At 38.0% G+C, this 21,429-nt stretch carries 19 protein-coding genes and 1 pseudogene; 15 read left to right on the top strand and 5 right to left on the bottom strand.

Features of this window, described 5'->3' with window-relative positions:
• Positions 1-3 precede the first annotated feature (3 nt).
• Positions 4-1,071, bottom strand: a complete 1,068-nt coding sequence (locus IEV74_RS15540; protein ID WP_188456294.1) for a YkvI family membrane protein — start codon at positions 1,069-1,071, stop codon at positions 4-6.
• A gap of 230 nt (positions 1,072-1,301) precedes the next feature.
• Between IEV74_RS15540 and IEV74_RS15535 the strand changes: the two genes are divergently transcribed.
• The 4 genes from IEV74_RS15535 (at position 1,302) to IEV74_RS15520 (ending at position 6,488) form a co-directional block, all read left to right on the top strand.
• Positions 1,302-2,552, top strand: a complete 1,251-nt coding sequence (locus IEV74_RS15535; RefSeq protein WP_188456293.1) for a PucR family transcriptional regulator — start codon at positions 1,302-1,304, stop codon at positions 2,550-2,552.
• Positions 2,553-2,654: 102 nt separating this feature from the next.
• Complete coding sequence (ald, locus tag IEV74_RS15530; RefSeq protein WP_188456292.1) at positions 2,655-3,779, top strand: alanine dehydrogenase; 1,125 nt, start codon at positions 2,655-2,657, stop codon at positions 3,777-3,779.
• Positions 3,780-3,868: 89 nt separating this feature from the next.
• A complete protein-coding gene (gene alr / locus IEV74_RS15525; protein ID WP_188456291.1) occupies positions 3,869-5,011 on the top strand; it encodes an alanine racemase in 1,143 nt (380 codons plus the stop codon).
• A gap of 304 nt (positions 5,012-5,315) precedes the next feature.
• Positions 5,316-6,488: a hydroxymethylglutaryl-CoA synthase gene (locus IEV74_RS15520; RefSeq protein ID WP_188456290.1), complete on the top strand. Its 1,173-nt coding sequence runs from the start codon at positions 5,316-5,318 to the stop codon at positions 6,486-6,488.
• An 87-nt stretch (positions 6,489-6,575) separates the two neighbouring features.
• On the opposite strand, the gene IEV74_RS15515 is transcribed toward IEV74_RS15520, so the two are convergent.
• A complete protein-coding gene (locus IEV74_RS15515; RefSeq protein ID WP_188456289.1) occupies positions 6,576-8,858 on the bottom strand; it encodes an ATP-dependent DNA helicase in 2,283 nt (760 codons plus the stop codon).
• Between the two features lie 120 nt (positions 8,859-8,978).
• Complete coding sequence (locus IEV74_RS15510) at positions 8,979-9,386, bottom strand: general stress protein (protein ID WP_188456288.1); 408 nt, start codon at positions 9,384-9,386, stop codon at positions 8,979-8,981.
• Between the two features lie 125 nt (positions 9,387-9,511).
• On the opposite strand from IEV74_RS15510, the gene IEV74_RS15505 reads away from it, so the two are divergent.
• Both IEV74_RS15505 and IEV74_RS15500 read left to right on the top strand, forming a co-directional pair.
• Positions 9,512-10,441: an aminoglycoside phosphotransferase family protein gene (locus tag IEV74_RS15505; protein WP_188456287.1), complete on the top strand. Its 930-nt coding sequence runs from the start codon at positions 9,512-9,514 to the stop codon at positions 10,439-10,441.
• A 61-nt stretch (positions 10,442-10,502) separates the two neighbouring features.
• Positions 10,503-11,534, top strand: a complete 1,032-nt coding sequence (locus IEV74_RS15500) for a S66 family peptidase (RefSeq protein ID WP_188456286.1) — start codon at positions 10,503-10,505, stop codon at positions 11,532-11,534.
• 23 nt (positions 11,535-11,557) lie between these two features.
• Here IEV74_RS15500 and IEV74_RS15495 read toward each other — a convergent pair whose 3' ends face one another.
• Entirely contained in the window at positions 11,558-11,725 is a 168-nt protein-coding gene (locus IEV74_RS15495) for a hypothetical protein (RefSeq protein WP_188456285.1), read from the bottom strand.
• Positions 11,726-12,445: 720 nt separating this feature from the next.
• On the opposite strand from IEV74_RS15495, the gene IEV74_RS15490 reads away from it, so the two are divergent.
• The 5 genes and pseudogenes from IEV74_RS15490 to IEV74_RS15470 all read left to right on the top strand — a co-directional run bounded on the left by IEV74_RS15490 (position 12,446) and on the right by IEV74_RS15470 (position 16,837).
• Positions 12,446-13,924 carry a BCCT family transporter gene (locus tag IEV74_RS15490; protein WP_188456284.1) on the top strand — a complete coding sequence of 493 codons (1,479 nt, stop codon included), beginning with the start codon at positions 12,446-12,448 and terminating at the stop codon, positions 13,922-13,924.
• A gap of 223 nt (positions 13,925-14,147) precedes the next feature.
• On the top strand, positions 14,148-14,576 hold the full coding sequence (locus tag IEV74_RS15485; RefSeq protein ID WP_188456283.1) for a DUF5392 family protein: 429 nt from the start codon (positions 14,148-14,150) through the stop codon (positions 14,574-14,576).
• Positions 14,577-14,653: 77 nt separating this feature from the next.
• Positions 14,654-15,571 (top strand): aldo/keto reductase, encoded by a 918-nt coding sequence (locus IEV74_RS15480; RefSeq protein ID WP_188456282.1) that lies wholly within the window; start codon positions 14,654-14,656, stop codon positions 15,569-15,571.
• Positions 15,572-15,891: 320 nt separating this feature from the next.
• Complete coding sequence (locus tag IEV74_RS15475) at positions 15,892-16,398, top strand: GNAT family N-acetyltransferase (RefSeq protein WP_188456281.1); 507 nt, start codon at positions 15,892-15,894, stop codon at positions 16,396-16,398.
• Between the two features lie 17 nt (positions 16,399-16,415).
• Positions 16,416-16,837: pseudogene (locus IEV74_RS15470) on the top strand (DUF1801 domain-containing protein).
• A 10-nt stretch (positions 16,838-16,847) separates the two neighbouring features.
• On the opposite strand, the gene IEV74_RS15465 reads toward IEV74_RS15470, so the two are convergent.
• Positions 16,848-17,237, bottom strand: coding sequence for a thiol-disulfide oxidoreductase DCC family protein (locus IEV74_RS15465; protein ID WP_188456280.1), 390 nt, complete (start codon positions 17,235-17,237; stop codon positions 16,848-16,850).
• Positions 17,238-17,371: 134 nt separating this feature from the next.
• Here IEV74_RS15465 and IEV74_RS15460 point away from each other — a divergent pair, with 134 nt between their 5' ends.
• The 4 genes from IEV74_RS15460 to IEV74_RS15445 all read left to right on the top strand — a co-directional run bounded on the left by IEV74_RS15460 (position 17,372) and on the right by IEV74_RS15445 (position 20,938).
• Positions 17,372-17,935 (top strand): GNAT family N-acetyltransferase, encoded by a 564-nt coding sequence (locus tag IEV74_RS15460; protein WP_188456279.1) that lies wholly within the window; start codon positions 17,372-17,374, stop codon positions 17,933-17,935.
• Positions 17,936-18,050: 115 nt separating this feature from the next.
• Complete coding sequence (locus IEV74_RS15455; RefSeq protein ID WP_188456278.1) at positions 18,051-18,782, top strand: class I SAM-dependent methyltransferase; 732 nt, start codon at positions 18,051-18,053, stop codon at positions 18,780-18,782.
• A 262-nt stretch (positions 18,783-19,044) separates the two neighbouring features.
• A complete protein-coding gene (proC, locus tag IEV74_RS15450) occupies positions 19,045-19,887 on the top strand; it encodes a pyrroline-5-carboxylate reductase (protein WP_188456277.1) in 843 nt (280 codons plus the stop codon).
• A gap of 145 nt (positions 19,888-20,032) precedes the next feature.
• Positions 20,033-20,938: an endonuclease I family protein gene (locus IEV74_RS15445; protein ID WP_188456276.1), complete on the top strand. Its 906-nt coding sequence runs from the start codon at positions 20,033-20,035 to the stop codon at positions 20,936-20,938.
• The last annotated feature ends 491 nt before the right edge of the window (positions 20,939-21,429 follow it).

The raw sequence follows: 21,429 nt of genomic DNA, 5'->3' as shown, positions 1-21,429 counted from the left end.
AGATCAGGATTGTGCTTTTCCCCTTTTTGCGGAGGGCATTTTAATAGATGCATAAACAAGTGCGATGATAAGGAACAAGCCTAGATATCCAATTAGTGGATAGAAAAATGCAACTAGATCGGTAAAACCAACAAAACTAGCCCCAAAAGCTACTATCATCGTAATAATGACAAACAATTTATATTTGCTTGATCCAATTTCCGTGAAACGTGCCCCAAATGCGAAGAACATACTTACCGCTGTATTAAATATCATTCCAAATAGAATTAATGAATAAATGACTCCTAAAACAGGTGATATATCATCAACGATTTTTAACATCGGCATATCGAAACTTGCAACAACGTCAATTTTCGAATAGATAGCCAGGTGACTTAAAATAATTAGAATTCCAAGACCCAAGCCGCCAGCAAGGCCACCAAGTCCAGCAGTTTTTTCATCCTTTTCAGCGCCTCCCATAACAAGGGACATAGAAGCTCCTACTGCAATATTAAATGAAACATAGTTGATTCCCGATATGAACCAGTTTGGCAATGATGATGGCTGTTCTTTAGCAATTGGTTCAAGTGCTGCAAATGAAGTGTCCATTGAAAACAGACTATAAATGGATACAATGATTACACCAAGGATTAAGAACGGCGTAATACTTCCAATTACCGCAACAACGCGATCAACATTCATCATAATGGTAAGGATGACTAAAATTGTCAATAGTGCTGTACCCATAAACGATGGCAGCCCAAACTGCTGATTAAGGGTGGATCCCGCGCCAGCAATCATGACAACACCTACACCAAACAGGGTGAAGATAATGATATAATCAACGATTACGCCAAGATAGCGTCCGCTGATTTTATATACTGCCTCTTTATGTGATGTTGTTTGCAAACGGCTTCCAAGCCTAACTAATGTCATACCAAGGTAGGCAAATAATGCTGTCGCAATAATCGCTCCGATTGTTCCTAATATCCCGAAGCTAGTAAAGTATTGTAATACCTCTTGTCCCGATGCAAAGCCTGCACCGACAATGATTCCAATAAAAGCGCTTCCAATCTTTAATATTTTTTTCATGGGGTATCCTCCAAACATGTTGTGCCAATTGCATATAATACTAAAAAAATGACAATTTGTCGAATTTTGTCTAATAATATAAACGTTTTCAACAGTGTAACAAAATATTGCCAGCATTCGGTTGTAGTATTAATAAAATCTGAAATATATAATTTGTAATTATTCACAAGGCGTTAATACAAATTACCGATAATGTGGTATTCTAGGGACAGAATGGAGTGAACGTTTATATGAGTCATTCATCCGATTATAACGAATTGTTTAAAGACGATTTTGATTCCCTGGAAGGGCTTGCCGATCGGATTGGAGAAATTCTGGATTGCCCAATTACAATTGAAGATTCCAACCATCGAATACTTTCCTACAGCATGCATGAAAAGAATATTGATGACGCCAGGATAGCTACCATTATTAGAAGAAAAGTACCGGAAAAAGTGATTAACAGCCTGTGGAAACATGGTGTGATGGGGAAGTTATTTGAAAGTGACGATCCGGTTATTATTCCTGCGATTGAAAAAGTGGGATTAGGCAACCGCATCGCTGTCTCAGTTCGAAAAAACAATGAAGTACTTGGGTTCATATGGGCACAGACTGACAATAAAACCCTCAGTGATGAGAAAATTAATCTGCTTAAAGAAGCAGCCAATCTTGTAACGAAACAGCTGCTCAAACTCCAAATTAAAAAGAAAAAGGCAGAGGAAAGCTACCAGGAGTTTTTTTGGAAGTTATTAACTGGGCATGTCCAGCAGAAAAGCGTAATTGAACGTCAGGCAAAGCAATTCGGGTTACGATTAGATGGCAGGCTCGCAATTGCCATGATTGAATACGATTGTGAAATAACACAAACGATCGAGAAGCATTCTTACTATTTGACGGAAACATTGCAGCTTGTTCATGTGGTTTGTCGTGTATTTGATCAAAACCAGCTAATATTGCTAATCCGTGTAGGAGAAAATGGAAAGGCTATAAATGCTTTGAATGAATTTATCCAAAATTTTATTCACAAAATAAGTGAACGATTGCAAATTAATGATGTGAAAGGATCCTTTGGAATAATTTATGATTCACCACAATTTATTAAAAATAGCTACAGCCAAGCCTCAAAGGTTTTAGAGGTCAAGGAGCAATTTTCACAGGAGCTAAAAAATATATATAGTTATCAGGAACTTGGCATTTATCAATTTTTAGATGAACTATATAAAATCAGAAGCAAGGAGCAATATAGAAATTACGCCATTGATAGATTAAAGGAATACGATCGAAAGCATCATTCCGAATTGTTAGCAACGTTAAAGGTTTATTTGGAATGTGACAGTAACGTTCATAGAGCGGCTAATTTGATACACGTTCATACCAATACATTAAATTACCGTCTTAAAAGGATAGTTGAAATTGCGGAAATTGATTTAAAGGATCCTAACCAGAAAACAACGATATACCTTGATTTAAAATTAGAAAGTATCAGGGGGGATAATATGTGATTTTGCACAAATCATCCCTCAAATTTTTTGTTACCTGCATAAACAAAATTCAGAATAAAAACGATATAATGAAGTGTAAAATGATAGTTAGGAGAGATAAATATGATTATTGGTGTACCTAAGGAAATAAAAAATAACGAAAATCGTGTTGCAATGACACCGGCTGGGGTTGTGAATTTAGTAAAAGCTGGACATAGTGTTATTATTGAATCAGATGCTGGAGTTGGCAGTAACTTCACAAATGATGAATATAAAGAAGCTGGGGCCGAAATTATTGTAAGCGCTTCAGACGTTTGGGAAAAAGCGGAAATGATTATGAAGGTTAAAGAGCCGCTTTCATCTGAATATGGTTATTTTCGTAAGGGGTTAATTTTATTCACATACCTTCACTTAGCAGCGGAACCGGAATTGACAAAAGCATTAGTTGAAAACGAGGTAACTGCAATAGCTTATGAAACAGTAACAGTAAACAATACACTGCCGCTGCTCACTCCGATGAGTGAGGTTGCCGGCCGGATGGCATCGCAAATTGGTGCACAATACCTTGAAAAATTTTACGGTGGAAAAGGTATTCTTCTAAGTGGTGTTCCAGGTGTTAAACGAGGTAAAGTAACTGTTATTGGTGGAGGAATGGTTGGCACAAATGCTGCTAAGATTGCTGTCGGACTTGGTGCAGATGTAACGATTATTGACTTAAATCCAACACGTTTACGCCAGTTGGAGGATATCTTTGGCACAAGTGTACAAACATTAATGTCTAACCCGTTCAATATTGCTGAAGCGGTAAAAGACTCTGATTTAGTTATTGGCTCTGTATTAATCCCAGGTGCAAAGGCTCCTAAACTTGTAACAGAAGAAATGGTTAAATCCATGCAGCCTGGCTCAGTTATTGTTGACGTTGCCATTGATCAAGGCGGCAACTTTGAAACAGTTGATCACATTACAACACACGATGATCCGATTTATGTAAAACATGGTATCCTTCATTACGCTGTTGCAAACATGCCTGGTGCAGTACCGCGCACATCAACAATGGCACTAACAAATGTTACCATTCCTTATGCAGTTCAAATTGCTTCAAAAGGTGCTGTGAAGGCAATCAATGAGAACACTGCAATCAAATCAGGTGTAAATGTTGTTAATGGCAAGGTTACATTTGAAGCAGTAGCACATGATCTTGGCTACAATTATGTTAAAGTAGAAGAAGCTATCTCAGACTTAACTTAAATCTCGTCAATTTAAAGTTTTTAATGTAAAATACCCTTCATGTGATATTGCTTGAAGGGTATTTTTAAATGGATCAGGGGGAATTAGTTGTGAAGCATGGAAGCTATCGAGATACATGGGTAGAGGTTTCATTGGATGCTATTCGGGAAAATGTAAAAGCTTTTAAGGGGCATATACACAATAATTGCAGACTTATGGCTGTTGTAAAAGCAGATGGTTATGGGCATGGTGCTGTCGAAATCGCAAAAACGGCAATCCAATCGGGTGCAGACTATTTAGCGGTTGCCTTGCTGGATGAGGCAATGGAACTTCGGGACGCAGGGATAGATTTTCCTATTTTAGTTCTTGGTTACACTCCCCCTTCTGCCGCAGAAGATGCAATTATGAACGATATTGCATTGACTGTATTTACGCAGGATGTAATCAAGAGGATTAACGATATTTCTGAAGAAAATGAAAAAAAAGCTCGTATTCACATAAAAATTGATACAGGGATGAGCAGAATCGGGTTAATCAGTGAAACAGCGGTATTTCAATTGATTCAGTCAATATCATCTCCATTTGTTTTAATAGAAGGAATCTTTACGCATTTTGCTGATGCGGACAATGTTGATTCTGCGTATACTAATAAACAGTTTAATCGTTTTAATAAGCTGATTGATTATCTGGAAGAGCATGACGTTCAAATACCTATTAAACATTGTTGCAACAGTGCAGGAACGATTGCATATCCGGAGATGCATTTAGATATGGTTCGGGTGGGGGTAAGTATGTATGGGTTATACCCAAGTGAGCATCTGCAAGAAAAAATCAGCTTAAGGCAAGCGATGAGCTTCAAAACAAAATCAGTTATGACGAAAACGGTACCGATCGGTCAGCCAATCAGTTACGGATGTACGTATGCTCCAGCAAAAAACTCTACAATTACGACGATTCCGGTTGGCTATGCAGACGGATTTTCACGGGCATTATCGAATACAGGAAATGTAACCATTAATGGACAACGGGCACCTATCGTTGGTCGGATTTGTATGGATCAGGCGATGATTAATGTGACGGAAATTGAACCGTTTAGCTCGGAAGATGTGATTACTATATTCGGTGATCCGGGTGATGGGTATATTTCTTTGGCAGAAGTAGCTGATCAGATGCATACCATTCATTATGAAGCAGCTTCCCTGATTGGGAAAAGAGTCCCGCGTATATATATCAGGGAAAACAAAATGGCTTAAGCAAAGAGGTTGTCCTAATATGGATGGCCTCTATTAATATGTCTGTTATTTAAAAAATGGGTGCATTTTCATGGATTCACACTGGTTAAAGCTTTTTCTATTAGCGGGAGCGGTTGGATTAGCGTTAATCCAGGTTTTCTTATCTACTTCACACACTTGAATGGAGTCCATAATTTTTTTCAAGTTCACATTTTTACCACTTAATGATTATCTCAAATAATTGTATTTCGAACTTGACTATATTATTATTTATTAATGTTACTACATTATATATTAAACTTATATAGATAGGCAGGAGCATAAATTGAAAATAGGTATTGAAAAAATTGGCTTTTACACACCTCATTTATATGTAGATATGAACAAATTAGCAGTCAAAAGGAATGTGGAACCAGAAAAGTTTACAATAGGAATTGGACAGGAAAAAATGGCTATCCCTCCAATCACGCAGGATTCCGTAACACTTGCGGCAAATGCAGCTTTTGAAATCGTGGACGAAAAGGATAAGGAAGCTATTGATCTTTGTATTTTTGGGACGGAATCAGGCATTGATCATTCGAAATCTGCAGGAATTTATGTTCATCACTTGTTAGGGCTAAATCCACATGCTCGGGCAATCGAAGTAAAACAGGCATGCTATGGGGCGACAGCTGCTATCCAGATGGCGAAAGGGCATATCGCATTAAATCCAACAAAGAAAGTTTTAGTCCTGGGTTCGGATATTGCCAGATATGGTTTAAATACCTCAGGAGAAGCTACTCAAGGGGCAGGAGCGGTTGCATTAGTTATCAGCGCAGATCCTAAAATTCTGGAACTTGAAGAGCAAAGTGCTTATTTGACATCTGATATTATGGATTTCTGGCGACCAGTATATTCTGATAAAGCATTTGTTGATGGTAAATATTCAAATGAGCAATATATTTTGTTCTTTTCAAAAATATGGGAAGCCTACAAAGAGAAGACAGGGTTAGAACTTAAAGATTTAGAGGCAATCTGCTTTCATCTTCCATACACGAAAATGGGACTTAAGGCGCTAAGAACAATATTAGACGAAGGAACAGAAGAAGATAAAGAACGGTTATTGGAAAACTACAAAATAAGCACGACCTATAACAGGAACGTTGGAAATATTTATACGGGATCACTTTATTTAAGCCTGCTTTCACTTCTTGAACAAAAAGGAGATTTGAAAGAGGGTTCAAGAATCGGGCTATTTAGTTATGGTTCTGGAGCTGTAGGGGAGTTTTTTACTGGTATTTTGCAGCCAAATTATCGTGAATATTTACGTGTGGATCAACATGCTGAACTATTCTCATCAAGAACTGAAGTGACTGTTGAAGAATATGAGAAGGTTTTCCAGGAAACGTTACCAACTGATGGTTCGACAATTGAATTTGACATTGATAAAGACCCAGCGAAAATTTGTTTATCAGGTATGACTGATAATATGCGTCAATATGTTAATAAGATGAACTAGAGGATAAGCCGGTGAATCTCCGGTGTGTTCCTAATATCAAATTAAGAAGCTGCAATCGAAAACAAATCGACTGCAGCTTCTTTATAGTTATTGATTATGAACAATTTCAAAATGCCTCCACTCTTCTGGCAATAGTGCCTGGTATTTCGGCTGTAAAAAGCGATCATCGATCAGGACAATGGTGCCTTGATCCGAATCCGATCTGATCAGTCTGCCACCTGCTTGCAAAACCTTGTTCATCCCAGGGTAAACATAGGCATAATCAAAGCCATTTTGCCCCACTGAGGTAAAATAATCTTTTATGATGTCTCTTTCCAATCCGATTTGCGGAAGTCCAACACCAACCACTATAACCCCGCGGAGCCTATCACCCTTTAAATCTACACCTTCTGAAAAGATCCCGCCGAGTACTGCAAACCCTACAATTCTTTGTTCCACGTTTGGTTGGAATTTACCTAAAAATTCTTCTCGCAAACTTTCTGACATTCCTGCATCCTGAACAATGGTTTTTATATCCGGCGCATTCTGTTTAAATGCTTCAAATACGGTATTCATATAGCTATAGGATGGAAAAAAGATAAGAAAATTACCTGCAGTTTTAGTTAAAACATCCATGATAAATCGAATCATCGGTCTGAGCGTATGATCACGGTCACGATAACGGGTGGACAATGGTTGAATCAGCACCTCTATATTTTCCCGGGCAAATGGTGAGGGGATGGAGAGTACATAGTCTTCCATTGTTCCACCTAATAAATTCTTATAATAATTGGCTGGTGCTAATGTAGCTGAAAAGAAAATCTTGGATCGAAAGCCTTTTCCCATTTGCTGAATGAGATAAGATGGATCCAGGCAAAATAATTTCACTCTTACTTCACGATTTTCAAGCTCAACATAGGTTGTAAATCGCTTATCGTAAAGTCTGGAGATTTTTGAAAAGGTGTTTGCTGCAAAATACGTATCCAGTAAATGCTGACTGGGATTTTCATTTTGCACTAATTCCACTTCTGTAACTTCTGCAAATTTTTCCACTAGAATTGCTAGTTTTTCATCCAATTCTTTTTCAATTAAATTCTTCCGTTTTCTTTTTTCAGCCAAATGAACGTTGATAGATTTTGCTGCATCAGCAATTGCATCATTTATTCCTTTATAATCTTTTTTGACCCTAAGGAAATCGGATTTAAAAAGTTCAGCAGAATACATTTCACGAGCACGATCAACCATGTTATGGGCTTCATCTACAAGCAATGCGGTTTGTTTTTTCTGTTCCTCTAAAAGGCGCTTTAAGGAAACCTTTGGATCAAAGATATAATTATAATCACAAATAATAGCATCTGCGGCATAAGCGATATCAAGTGAAAATTCGAATGGACAAACACGGTGTTTTCTGGCATACACTTCAATCACTGGTCGAGTCATGATGGATTCATGTTCAAAGATATCCAGAATTGCTTCATTAATTCGGTCATAGTACCCCTTGGCAAACGGGCAATGCTCTGCAGTGCAAATTGTCTCTTCCTGAAAACAAATTTTATCTTTCGCTGTTATTGTAACGACTTTTATATCTAATCCATTCTCAATCAATAATCGAAATGCTTCTTCTGCCGCTGTTCTCGTAATCGTTTTTGCTGTTAGGTAAAAAATGCGCTGCAGGCGACCTTCCCCCATTGCCTTCACTGCGGGAAATATGGTCGACATGGTTTTGCCGATTCCCGTTGAAGCTTTTGCAAACAACACCTTTTTATCCTGTATTGTCTTGTAAACAGATCCAGCAAGTTTGCGCTGTCCTTCCCGATACATTGCAAATGGGAAGGAGAGTTCTTTACTGCTAGTGTTTCTGTTGATTTTATGCTGCAATCTAGCCTTGGCATATGCTGCATATTTTTGCACCACTTCCACTACGAATGCTTCCAAATCAGCAATAGGCATGAATCGCTGAAATCGTTTTTGTTTTTCCGTTTTGACGTGAACATATGTTAACTGAACTGTTATATCCGCCAGCTCATGATCCTTTGCATAAATATATGCATAAAAACATGCTTGAGCCCAATGGACTGGATATGAATTTTCTTCGATTATGTCAAGTGGGTGCATGGTAGATTTAATCTCATCAACTGTAACTGAACCATTTTCATGAAAAAGCAGACCATCACAGCGTCCGTCAACCTGTATAACTATATTTTCATAAGGGATTTCTGTCTTTACATAAACCTCTTTTTGATCGTTTTCGCCGTATGTTTTCTGTATCTTTTGGTGGGCTTTCGTACCATCTGTAAGTGCAGTAGCGGTCCGGAATCCTGATTCAATGCTTCCGCTTTTATACACGTATTCTACTAGATGTCTTACCGATATTTTAATCACATTTGTCATGTTATCACCTGTTACTATTCATTATATCTAGTTTAGCAGGTAATAACGGAATAGGGAACTGATGTTGGGTGGGTTTTGAAAAATGCTATAGCGAACAGTTTATGGAACTGTTCACTTTCTTTAATCACTGTGAATTGCATCTACTTCCATTGTTACGGTTTTAACGGTCGCGTCGTTACCCATTCTCAATTCATCATCAACAATAACTAGCACCTCACCAGATTCGATTCTTTCCATGTATTTTTCAGACTGCTTATTTGATAGCCCATAGTCCATCAATTTGTCATGGATATTATAATCGGGGGTTATATCCTTGTTGAATATACTTGTGATTTTATCTCTGAAAGATTCGTTATTTGTTGACTCGCCTTCAACATTCACATCTGTTTGCTCATCTAGTTCTACAGCTTTATTTTCACTGGAGAAAATGGTTATATTACTTGCTTTGTATCCTTTCAATTCCAATATGTTTACTGCTGCAACTGCTTTCTCGATAGAGTGATAGGGTCCAAAAATCTGGTTAGTCATCATGAACACCTCCCGCCATATTCCAAGCTTCTATTTATCATTTTCCCGTGAATGATATATTCAAACATTGTGATTTGATATAGTTGTATTAATAGATAATATGCCGAGAGTTGGGGAGATGAAGTATGTACCTGCAAAAACAATTCGTTCAAACAGTCCGTCTATATTTCAAAGAGCAAGGTAAGGAATGGCTGCAGGATTTGCCGAGTTTAATTCAGTATTGTGAAAACAAATGGTCGGTAAAAATGCATGAACCATATACCCTTTCCGTTAATTACGTTGCCCCGGCAACTATGCAAAATGGGAAGGAAGCGGTTGTTAAAATCTGCATTCCCGGAAGCGGTTTTTTGGCTGAACTTGAAGCATTACAATTGTTTCATAAGAAAATAGTGCAATTAATCGATTATAATAAAGAAAATGGCATATTGATTCTTGAAAAGCTTTCACCTGGATGTACGCTTGCGGAAATAACGGATGAAGAGGAGGCTTGTCAAATTGCAGCTAATGTTATGAAAGAATTGGCTGCCCCAGCCCCGATTAATACTAGAATTCCCACTATAATGACGAGGGAAGAAGAACTGAGAAAAATAGTGAAGGAAAATACAAATGGAATTGGTCCTATTTCGGCTCAGACACTCCAAAAAGCGTTAAAAGTTTTTACATATATGAATCATACAACAAAACAACAGTTACTTCTGCATGGGGATTTCCATCACTATAATATACTTGCTGCAGGTGACGGCGGATGGAAGGCAATTGATCCCAAGGGTTTGATTGGCGAGATTGAGTATGATTTAATTCAATATCTGTTAAATAACCTGCCAGATAAAGGCGTTTATGAGGTGATTAAAAGACGGGTGGAAATTTTCGCGAATGAACTAAACCTGGATAGGGAGAGAATTCTTCTTTGGGGATATTGCCATACTGTTTTAGCAACTTCATGGACGGTTGACAATGAAGCATACAATAAAGACTTTTTTCAAATGATAGCTGTTTTTGAAAAGCTTTATGATGACATCTATGGAATTCAGAATAATGAATCATTTAATCGGTAAAAAGGAAAATGGCAGAGATGAGCGAATGATAAATAGATAGATGAATAAGGTGGTGTTCAACATGTTGATCAAACCTCAAAAACTGCAGCGGGGGGACCGTGTTGCAACTGTTAGCCCATCATGGGGAGGTGCGGGTGATCCTGAAATCAGATGGCGTTATGAGCAGGGGGTTCAACGATTAAAGGAAATATTTGGCCTTGAAGTTGTGCCGATGCCAAATAGTTTAAAAGGAACGGAATTTACGTATGAAAATCCCAGGGCTCGAGCTTGGGACTTGATGACGGCGTTCAGGGATAAGAACATTAAAGGAATCTTCGCAAATATCGGTGGGGATGATAGTATTCGTTTACTTCCCTTTATAGATTTTGATGTTATACGAGATAATCCGAAAATTTTCATGGGCTATTCAGATGTAACCGTTTCACATCTGTTTTGCCATAAAGCGGGGATTTCATCTTTTTATGGTCCGGCAATATTAACGGATTTTGCTGAAAACATGGATATGGACCCGTACACAATCGAAATGATAGAACGCACACTTTTCTCAAGTGAGGTTATTGGTGAAATTAAACCCGCGTTAAAATGGACAAGTGAGTTTTTGGAATGGGTTGAATCGAATAAGCATACACGGCGGACAATGCAGCCTAACACCGGATATGAATTGCTTCAAGGATCAGGTGTTGCGCAAGGTCGTTTGATAGGTGGCTGCATAGATGTTCTGGAATTTGCTAAAGGTACACCGCTTTGGCCGAAATCGGAGTATTGGAAAGATGGCATTCTCTTCTTTGAAACGTCCGAAGACCAGCCTGCTCCAGAATTTATTCGGTATTGGCTGCGGAATTATGCTGCGCAAGGTATTTTGCATCAGGTAAATGGAATTATTTTTGGTAAACCGATTCATGAAAAGTATTACGAGGAATATAAAGAGGAGATTTTAAACATTATGAAGGAATATAGTCTTGAAAATCTGCCAATCCTTTATAACTTGAATTTCGGTCATACGGAACCGAAGATTATCTTGCCGTACGGAGCATTGTCAAAGATTGATTGTGAAAAGGTGAAATTCCATATTTTGGAAAGTGGTGTGGAATAAAAACAAGGGAATTTCCCTTGTTTTTATTCCTTAACGTCTTTGTGCTGCCAACCTGTTTCCTCACCACTAACAGGGCAAACAGGGAACTCCTCATTTTCATTAAATGTTACTGTTTTTCCGGACTGGCAGATATACTCGCCATTTTTCGGTACACCTTGACCAGTTCTATATTCGCGATGATTATTATCCATTTTGTACACCTCCAGAAATTAGCGTTTCCAATAATTCCATATTCACTCTCGGATTTATGATCGATATTTAGGTTTTTTAATAGATGTTGTTTCATAAAAGACGTAAACTGCGAGGTAAGGAATAATTCATATTCCGATAAATTAAAACTAGCTTGAGAATATTATAAAATAACCGACAATATCATATGTAGTGCATTATAATCTCATTGCAATGATGAGTAGAACGAAATAGAAAAATCATTTACCCTCATACTAGCAGCCCGTATACACGGAGACTCCTGTGGGAGATGAGGCATCGGTGAGACCCCGGAGTGCGTCAGCACGAGGAGGCTCATCAGCCGCCCACGGAAAGCGTAGTGTATACGGGCTGCGGAATCGAAGAACATCATAAAATGTAATACTTATGTCGCAGTCTACGGAAACTATGAAGTAAAGCAACGATTTCAGTTAATTAAATAAATATGAAAGAATTCATGTGGAATCATCGTGATCAAACTTGCAATAATATCGGATATACACGGAAATAAAACAGCATTAGAAGCTGTCCTAAAAGGCATAAATGAACGCAAATTGATAAAGTTTATCGTATGAGGTCTTGATATGAAATGATATCAAGGCTTTTTATTATATAAATTTATCCAGACTATAATGCATCAGCCTTACTGCATAGAACCCCTAATTTCAGAAATACTAACAATGCATAAATGAAAGGGGATTTGTATGAAAAAGGTAACTGCAGTCTTTTGGATAACATTGGTCATTACAATTGTCTTATCTATTTTCGGTATCGTGACTCCAGATAAATTTGGAAGTGTTTCTGGAGCAATTATGAATTATATATCCATTCACTTTGGCTGGTATTATTTAATTCTTGTAACTATTTTTGTTGTGTTTTGCGTGTATTTAATTTTTAGTCCATATGGAAAAATCAGGCTGGGTAAGCAAAACGATAAACCAGAATTTAGTTATCCTACGTGGTTTGCTATGTTATTTAGTGCGGGGATGGGAATTGGGCTTGTTTTTTATGGTGTAGCTTCACCCGTTTCACATTATATAAAAACCCCTCCCACAGCAGAAGCAGGGACAAGGGAAGCACTTGAGGATTCATTGCGAATCACGTTCTTTCATTATGGTGTTCACGCGTGGGCAATCTATGCTGTAACGGCATTAGTACTTGCATATTTTATGTTTCGCCATGGTAAGCCAGGGTTAATTAGCGCTGCACTTGAACCGCTTTTTGGTAATAAAATGAATCGGTCATGGGGGAAGGCTGTCGATGTTATTGCTGTGTTTGCAACTATTGTAGGAGTGGCTACCAGCCTAGGATTTGGGGCAACTCAGATCAATGGAGGATTCACCTATTTATTTGGTGTTGATGATGATTTTTGGGTGCAGCTGGTAATTATTTTAGTTGTAACCGCGCTTTTTATGTTATCTGCCTATACTGGTCTAAGTAAAGGGATTAAATATTTAAGTAATGCAAATATGTTATTAGCTAGTATTCTTTTCTTAGCTGTTCTGATTCTTGGACCTACAATGTACATTTTGAATTCATTTACCGATACACTTGGTTCATATATTCAAAAGATTCCTGCTGAAAGTTTTCGTATTTCCCCAAATAGTGAAGAAGAGCGTGCATGGGTTATGGACTGGACAGTCTTCTTTTGGGCCTGGTGGATTGCCTGGGCACCATTCGTTGGGATTTTTATTGCGCGTGTTTCCAAAGGTCGAACCATTCGGGAATTTCTGTCAGGTGTTTTAATCGTTCCGTCGGTTGTCAGCTTCCTATGGTTCGCAGCATTTGGTATGTCAGGTATTGAAGCACAAAATAGCGGAATAGATATTGCGGGTCTCCCCGATGAGCAAGCATTGTTTGGGTTGTTTGACACATTCCCACTGAGCACAGTTTTATCCATACTAGGGATTATGCTGATTGGAACATTTTTTATTACATCAGCGGATTCCGCTACATTTGTTTTAGGCATGCAGACAACAAATGGATCACTATCTCCTTCGACCTTCGTTAAGTTTGTATGGGGATTAGTCCAATCTGCAATAGCTTCTGTACTCCTTTATACTGGGGGATTACTGGCATTGCAAAATGCATTAATATCAGCAGCACTTCCGTTTTCGTTAATTATGCTTCTAATGGTTATCTCTTTTTATAAAGCGTTACGAAATGATAAACAAAAAGGATGAAGTTTTTCTATAATCTTGGTAAAATACAGTTATAAACTAAATATAAATCCTTTTTAATAAAGGGGAGTAGCATTGGAGCTGGACTAGCCAACTCCGAGATAAGGTCGTCAATACATGGTTGATCCATCGGCCTTATTAAACAAGAAATTGTTCAGCGAGACCTTTGTCCAACATACAATGGCAAAGGTCTCGTTTTTTATTACAGACGAAAGGAATTGATTAAATGAACTTTTTTATGACTAATGTTCCCAATTTTATTAAACGGGAAATGGAGAAATTGCAAGAGGTAATCGCTCCATTGATGAAGAAGGTTTCTAAATTTACGATGTGGTCATTTCCACTAATTGCCATTTCTATTATTAATCTATTCTTTTTATTGTTCGTTGTTCCCGGTGAAAGATCATTAGTAGCATTGGTTATCTATGCTGCGATCGGTGCAATTGGAATGGCGCTCTTTAAAGAGGCGAAAGCACACAAAAAGGAAATTCGGAAAATCAGTAATGACTATATTATTGAACGTATTCAGAAAAGCGATATAGCCTCTGAACACCGCAAGAATGAATATATTACACTGGTAAAAAGTCAGCCAGTAAAAGCAGTTTATCATTTTGTATCATTCTTGGAAGAGGAGAACCGAATCGTTCAGAATTAATCTATATTCAAGTCGCACTTCTATTAAAGCAGCCTCTAAAATGCTAGAATAGTCATAATAATGAAAGAGGTGTTCGAATGAGGAAGATTCGTTTAGGAAAAAGTGATTTGGAAGTTTCTAATATTTCATTGGGCTGTATGCGACTTAGTAATCTATCAACTAACGATGCGGCATCTGTTATTCATCATGCTATGGATCTGGATATCGACTTCTATGATCATGCTGATATCTATGGAGGTGGAGATTCTGAAAAAATTTTTGCTGACGCAATTAAGATGCATCCCTCCTTACGGGAAAGATTAGTTTTACAAACAAAATGCGGAATTCGTAAAGGCTATTTTGACTTTTCAAAGGAACATATTTTGGAATCTGTTGATGGAAGCTTAAGACGATTAAATACCGATTATATTGATGTGCTTCTGCTGCACCGACCTGACGCATTAGTTGAGCCTGAAGAGGTGGCGGAGGCTTTTAATGTATTAAAAGAGAGCGGTAAAGTTCAGCACTTCGGAGTTAGTAATCATAATTCAATGCAAATAGAACTCTTAAAAAAGTATCTGGAACAGGATTTAATCGTGAACCAGTTACAATTAAGTATTATGCATACGGGTATGATTGATAAAGGTCTCCAAGTGAATACAAAACATATTAACTCTGTCGACCATGACGAAAGTATTTTGGATTATAGTCGCTTGCATGATATGACAATCCAGGCATGGTCACCTTTCCAATACGGATATTTCGAAGGTGTTTTTGTAGATAGTGAAAAATTTCCTGAACTTAATGCCAAACTTCAGGAAATTGCCGATAAATGGGAAGTAACGAAGTCGGCAATTGCTGTAGCATGGATCTTACGCCATCCGGCAAAAATTCAAACAGTTGTTGGCACAATGAATCCTGAACGGCTTACGAACATTGCAAAAGCCTCTGATATCGAACTTACTAGAGAAGAATGGTATGAAATTTATCGAGCAGCAGGAAATGAACTACCATAGAAGTATGGAGGGCAGTGTACTCAATACTAGTGGCGCTGCATTCAAAACAATGATATACTTATCTAGCGATGAGCTGATTTGTGTAAGTCGAAGGATAAATGCAATACTTGTGAATGTGAACACAAGCTTCTTCGCCACAAATAAACGCGAGAGACGTCTGCATGTTTGCAGGCGTTTTTAATTTGTCCACATATAGCTTAAACGGGACTTTTAAATATTTGAAAATTCAATTTCCACAAATGATTTTATGTTATGATTATTAATATTATGCACATTGAGTTGGAAACACAGTTAGATACTTATGGAAGGCGGTAGTATGAATGGACCCGATTACTTACAGACAAGTTCAATTGAGGGAGGTTACTGAAAATGATCTCCATGTCTTTTTTGACCAGCAGCTTGATCCTTCTGCAAACAATATGGCCGCATTTACTTCTAAAGATCCAAGTGACAGAGAAGCCTTTATGAAACATTGGAATTCCATTTTGGAAAATGAAAACATCATCAAAAAGACTATTTACTATAATGGAAAGGTTGCCGGTAACATTTCAAATTTTGTACAGTTTGATAATCCTGAAGTTAGTTATTGGATTGGGAAGCAATATTGGGGAAAGGGAATAGCTTCACAGGCTCTTCAAAAATTCCTGCCCTATGTTAAAGTTAGGCCGCTTTATGCACGTGCTGCCAAGGATAACATAGCTTCCATTCGCGTACTGGAGAAGTGTGGATTCATCATTTCTGGTGAGGACAAAGGGTTTTCTAACGCGCGGGGCGAAGAAGTAGAGGAATATATTTTTAAGCTTGGAATAAATGGAGAATTATTTTAGAAAAGGAGCGATCGTATATGTATGAACTAAAAACAAAAGAAAACGACAGTAGTGTCATGGAGTTTATTGAACATATTGAAAACCCTAAAAAGCGTGAGGATGCATATAAATTACTAGATATTTTTACGGAAACAACGGGTTATCTGGCAAAAATGTGGGGGACAAGCATTATTGGATTTGGATCCTATCATTACAAATATGCATCCGGTCATGAAGGTGATGCGCCGCTTGTCGGTTTTCACCACGTAAAGCAAAAATCAGTTTGTATTTTGCAACTGGTGATAAAGAACGTGAGAAATTATTAAAAGATTTCGGTAAACATACGACAGGCAAATCATGTGTGTACATAAATAAAGTTGCGGACATTGATCCAGATGTTTTAAGAGCTTTAATAAAACGGTCTGTAACGTTTTTGCAGGAAACATACCCGAACAATTAATCCGCCAATATTACAGGAATCTGTTTCTTTCTTCGGGTGAAGGCAGCATACAGCTTTCTTTTGAGCCAAACCACTTATATCTATTCCTGGCTACTATTTCATAACAGAAATCCCGGATCGGTCGCGGAACAATCATGAAAATATAAAGAAACTTCCAGAAGCCTTTTAAATGTTTGCACACGCGAAGGGCGGCAGATGATTTGCTATAGCACTGGTTGTTCTCAATCAGAATGAAGCTATCTAAATCTCTGGGGGTATCAAACCTTTTCAGTAAATCATTTCCGACATCACTTTGTAACGAAGCAAATTTAAAGTTGCCTTTAGGGTCTCGTTTGATAATGAATTGAACACTTTTATCACAAAAATTACATTCTCCATCGAATAAAATAATCCTGCTCATTTCATTCCCACCTTTGTTTAAGTATATCATTAATATCTAAATGGGTATACAAGGCTTGAGTTAATTGGGAATATAAAGGTTTTCGATAATGTTTTGTTCACTATTCTATACCTAATCATAAGGGAGAGTGTTGTATGAATCCTATTTTGTTAGACTTTCCAGATGCATTTGAAACGGAACGATTATTAATCAGATGCCCCAAGCCTGGTGATGGTCAAGTTGTATATGAAGCAATTAATGCATCAATTGAAGAATTAAAGCCATGGCTGCCTTTTGCGCAAAGCAAGCAAAGTGAAGATGATGCTGAAATAAATATTCGTGAAGCACATATTAAATTCTTGGCACGGGAGGATTTGCGGCTGCTCCTATTTCATAAGGAAACCGGCAAATTAATAGGTTCGTCTGGTCTGCACCGAATTGATTGGGATGTACCCAAATTTGAAATAGGTTATTGGATTGATTCCCGTTTTAGCGGTAAAGGATTTATATCCGAGGCGGTGGAAGGTATAACTAATTTTGCTTTTAATGAACTAAACGCCAAGCGGGTGGAAATTCGCTGTGATGCTAAAAATACAAAAAGCCGCGCGATACCTGAACGATTAAAATTTGATCTTGAAGGGGTGTTAAGAAACGAGGATTGCTCTGTTGATGGAAAAGAACTTAGGGATACGTGCATATATACTATGGTTCAAGGTTAATTCGGGTAGCAGGAATGGTAGGTGAATGAGATTATAGTAAGGCAAGCGGAAATAGCCTCCTAGAATTAAGTATGTCATTTTAGGAGGCTATTTAAGTATAGGAGATGTATATTCAATGAAACAAAATAAATATGATGATGCAGCGTTTTTCTCTGCATATGAACAAATGCCAAGGTCCATAAACGGGCTTGAAGCTGCTGGGGAATGGCCGGTATTTAAAGCATTAATCCCTGAATTGTCCAATAAACATGTGCTTGATTTAGGATGCGGATTCGGTTGGCATTGCAGATATGCCAGCGGTCAGCAAGCAAGTTCTGTAATTGGGGTTGATATATCCGAAAAAATGCTTCAAAAGGCACGTGAAAAGACAAATGATCCGGCAATTTCATATGTAAACATGCCGGTGGAAGATATTTCATTTTCCAATTCACAATTTGATGTTGTAATCAGTTCACTGGCTTTTCACTATGTTAAATCATTTGATGTACTTTGCAAAAAGGTTTATAAATGTCTAAAGTCTGGTGGTTCGTTTATTTTTTCCGTCGAACATCCGATATTTACATCACGGAATGAACAAAATTGGTATATAGATGAACAAGGAAATCGTCTGCATTGGCCAGTGGACAATTATCAGGAGGAGGGAAGAAGAGAGACTAATTTCTTAACGGAGAATGTGGTTAAATATCATCGTACTTTCTCGACTTATATAAATGATTTAATAGAAGCTGGGTTTACATTGCATGCAGTTAAAGAACCAACACCAACCGGCGAAATGCTAAAGAATGGCCCAGCAATGAGAGACGAGCTTCGCAGACCAATGTTTATGATAATCTCAGCTGTTAAATAAAGACCAAATAGCGGATAGTCTGGTATACTTCCAGGCTATCTGTTTTATATTAAAATTATTCTTCATATAGAGCGATTTGAAAGAATTAATGATGATGAGAGTTGATTTTAGTATGTTTAAAATGAAATGGAAGCGTTTTTCCTCACTAATTGATTCAATTACGCATGACTTTCCGTATATCCCTTGAAAGTTTATATATAGATGTTATCCTACATAGTGTTGTCATGAAGAACGGAAGACAAAACAAGTGGGAGAGATCACTATGTTAAAACAAAAAACAATCGCATTTTTAGGTGCGGGATCTATGGCAGAGGCAATGATTTCTGGGTTGATCCAAACTGAAAAAGTGCCGGCTGATCAAATTATCGTTACAAATAAATGTAATCAAGACCGTTTAAATAGGATGAAGTATAAATATGGCGTAAGAACTGTTTCATTATCTGATATGCCTTACGATGAGGTTGATTTCTTTATTTTGGCGATGAAGCCAAAAGGGGCAGAAGAAACTCTTGCAGCAATAAAAGATGTAATCCGTGCGAATCAAGTTGTTATCTCAGTACTTGCTGGAATATCCACTTCCTATATGGAGGAAAGACTTAACCAGGGACAAGAGGTTATTCGGGTAATGCCGAACACATCAAGTATGATTCAAGAGTCTGCCACAGCAATGTCAGCAGGTGCTCATTGCGATAACAATAACACATTACTTGTTCAGGAACTGCTTGAGTGCATGGGAAAAGTGTATGTTATAGATGAAGCCCAAATGGATATCTTCACAGGCTTGGCAGGAAGCGGCCCCGCTTATTTCTATTATTTAATGGAGCAAATGGAGAATATCGGAAAAGGAAGCGGAATGGACGGCGAGACCGCACGCAAGATTGCTGCACAAACGCTTTACGGTGCGGCAAAAATGATTATAGAAAAAGAAGAATCCCCCGCTAATTTAAGAGAAAAAGTAACATCACCAAATGGTACGACGGCTGCCGGATTAGACGCCCTTAAAAAATACAATGGTGGGGAAGCCATTTCTCAGGCGGTAAATCATGCTGCTAGACGTTCAAAAGAGATCAGTAAAGAGCTGGATCGAGTTTTAGTGACCTCTTAACTAAATCTAAAATGCATTGTTGGACCTTGTAGGTACAACAATGCATTTTTTATAATCTTAAAGGAATTCCGGTATAGGGATAGAAATAGATAATTAAGGTATTTAGTTGTTGAATAGAATCCCAATTTGGTAGGAGGAATATAAAATGACTTTATCTCACAAGCAAAAAGAAAAACTTCTCCCAGTACCAGCAGATCACCAGCGTTTGAATATCATTCTATTTCAGCTTACAGAAACAAAAGAAAAGATGACGAAAGATAATAAAGTGTATTATGACGAGGAAAAAGATAAGCTCACGATCAAACAATATTATCGTTCTATTGATTTTGTTAACGATAAAAACGTGATTCAATCGTTAACACACCTTTTACAAGAAACGCACACGAACAAAGTCAGGTATAACCCGAGCGAGTTTGTTTATCCATGGGTTGATCTGCGTCCAGACGGCAATCTTATTAGCATTTATTCTGGAAAATCGAGGCAGGCGGAGGAAGTCATCCAGGAAGATTATGCAACTTCTATAAAGCGACAAGAAGAAATGAAAAGGATAGCGGCCGAGGATGATAACCAACTTAAGCGGATAGAAATTGATTTTAAATTTAATTGTGAGCATTCCGTGCCGCAATCCTGGTTTAACGAACAAGAACCAATGCGCGGTGACCTCCACCACTTGTTTACGTGTGAGCCTGTATGCAACTCAATCAGAAGCAATTATCCCTATCATGATTTTGCTGATTATAACCCGGAACGAATGAATACAAAGCGTATTGAAGAATCGTGTGGAAAAGCGGATACGGGATTGTTTGAGCCGGAGTATGGTAAAGGCAGCGTTGCCAGGGCAGTGTTGTATTTTTTACTTAGGTATCCAAATGAAATCGAACATCAGCATAAAGATAAAGTTGATATAGACCTTTTACTGAAATGGCATCGTGATTTTTTACCTGATCTCTATGAGAAACACCGTAACCAAGCAATATACGAAATCCAAGGAAACCGTAATCCGTATATTGATTTTCCTTGGAAAATGAATCAGATTGCTAAAATCCAGTAAGAGGCTGAGACCACATATCTAAAACGTTTTGTTCAAAAGTCGAACGATAACAGAATAGGCGTTGTCTTTTCATAGGATAAGATAGGTAGTTGACGTAAACTGCGACGTAATATTCTCGGGTCGCCGTCCGGGATCGCTGCGGGCGGATGCTTTCCGCGGGCACGGCCTCAGCCTCCTCGAGAAAACCACTCTGCGGGGTCTTCGGACTCGTGCTTTTCCCGCAGGAGTCACCGCCCTCCGCTCACCCGGACTAGTGAAGTGGAATTAATATATGTCGGTACATGCATAGATTATAATTATTAAATATAAAGTATCTATAATATCTTTAAGAAATCATGATTACGTTATAAATAAACTTACTAGCAGCCCGTATACACGGAGACTCCTGTGGGAGATGAGGCATCGGTGAGACCCCGGAGTGCGTTGAAGTGACCCCGAAAAATTAGACACATTAATTTATTAAGTTATCAAGCAGCTTGTAGGGCAAGATT

Source organism: Virgibacillus oceani, from assembly GCF_014638995.1.
GTDB lineage: Bacteria > Bacillota > Bacilli > Bacillales > Amphibacillaceae > Virgibacillus_E > Virgibacillus_E oceani.
The sequence above is the reverse complement of the archived record's forward strand: the minus strand, read 5'-3'. Positions and strand labels throughout refer to the sequence as shown.

What these genes read in the sequence shown, in the direction of transcription:
- IEV74_RS15480 (WP_188456282.1), top strand. Translation starts at nt 14,654, where the DNA reads ATGAGGAAGATTCGTTTAGGAAAAAGTGATTTGGAAGTTTCTAATATT.
- IEV74_RS15455 (WP_188456278.1), top strand. Translation starts at nt 18,051, where the DNA reads ATGAAACAAAATAAATATGATGATGCAGCGTTTTTCTCTGCATATGAA.
- IEV74_RS15475 (WP_188456281.1), top strand. Translation starts at nt 15,892, where the DNA reads ATGGACCCGATTACTTACAGACAAGTTCAATTGAGGGAGGTTACTGAA.
- IEV74_RS15445 (WP_188456276.1), top strand. Translation starts at nt 20,033, where the DNA reads ATGACTTTATCTCACAAGCAAAAAGAAAAACTTCTCCCAGTACCAGCA.
- IEV74_RS15460 (WP_188456279.1), top strand. Translation starts at nt 17,372, where the DNA reads ATGAATCCTATTTTGTTAGACTTTCCAGATGCATTTGAAACGGAACGA.
- IEV74_RS15540 (WP_188456294.1), bottom strand. Translation starts at nt 1,071, where the DNA reads ATGAAAAAAATATTAAAGATTGGAAGCGCTTTTATTGGAATCATTGTC.
- ald (WP_188456292.1), top strand. Translation starts at nt 2,655, where the DNA reads ATGATTATTGGTGTACCTAAGGAAATAAAAAATAACGAAAATCGTGTT.
- proC (WP_188456277.1), top strand. Translation starts at nt 19,045, where the DNA reads ATGTTAAAACAAAAAACAATCGCATTTTTAGGTGCGGGATCTATGGCA.
- IEV74_RS15495 (WP_188456285.1), bottom strand. Translation starts at nt 11,725, where the DNA reads ATGGATAATAATCATCGCGAATATAGAACTGGTCAAGGTGTACCGAAA.
- IEV74_RS15485 (WP_188456283.1), top strand. Translation starts at nt 14,148, where the DNA reads ATGAACTTTTTTATGACTAATGTTCCCAATTTTATTAAACGGGAAATG.
- IEV74_RS15500 (WP_188456286.1), top strand. Translation starts at nt 10,503, where the DNA reads ATGTTGATCAAACCTCAAAAACTGCAGCGGGGGGACCGTGTTGCAACT.
- IEV74_RS15505 (WP_188456287.1), top strand. Translation starts at nt 9,512, where the DNA reads ATGTACCTGCAAAAACAATTCGTTCAAACAGTCCGTCTATATTTCAAA.
- IEV74_RS15490 (WP_188456284.1), top strand. Translation starts at nt 12,446, where the DNA reads ATGAAAAAGGTAACTGCAGTCTTTTGGATAACATTGGTCATTACAATT.
- IEV74_RS15515 (WP_188456289.1), bottom strand. Translation starts at nt 8,858, where the DNA reads ATGACAAATGTGATTAAAATATCGGTAAGACATCTAGTAGAATACGTG.
- IEV74_RS15535 (WP_188456293.1), top strand. Translation starts at nt 1,302, where the DNA reads ATGAGTCATTCATCCGATTATAACGAATTGTTTAAAGACGATTTTGAT.
- IEV74_RS15465 (WP_188456280.1), bottom strand. Translation starts at nt 17,237, where the DNA reads ATGAGCAGGATTATTTTATTCGATGGAGAATGTAATTTTTGTGATAAA.
- IEV74_RS15510 (WP_188456288.1), bottom strand. Translation starts at nt 9,386, where the DNA reads ATGACTAACCAGATTTTTGGACCCTATCACTCTATCGAGAAAGCAGTT.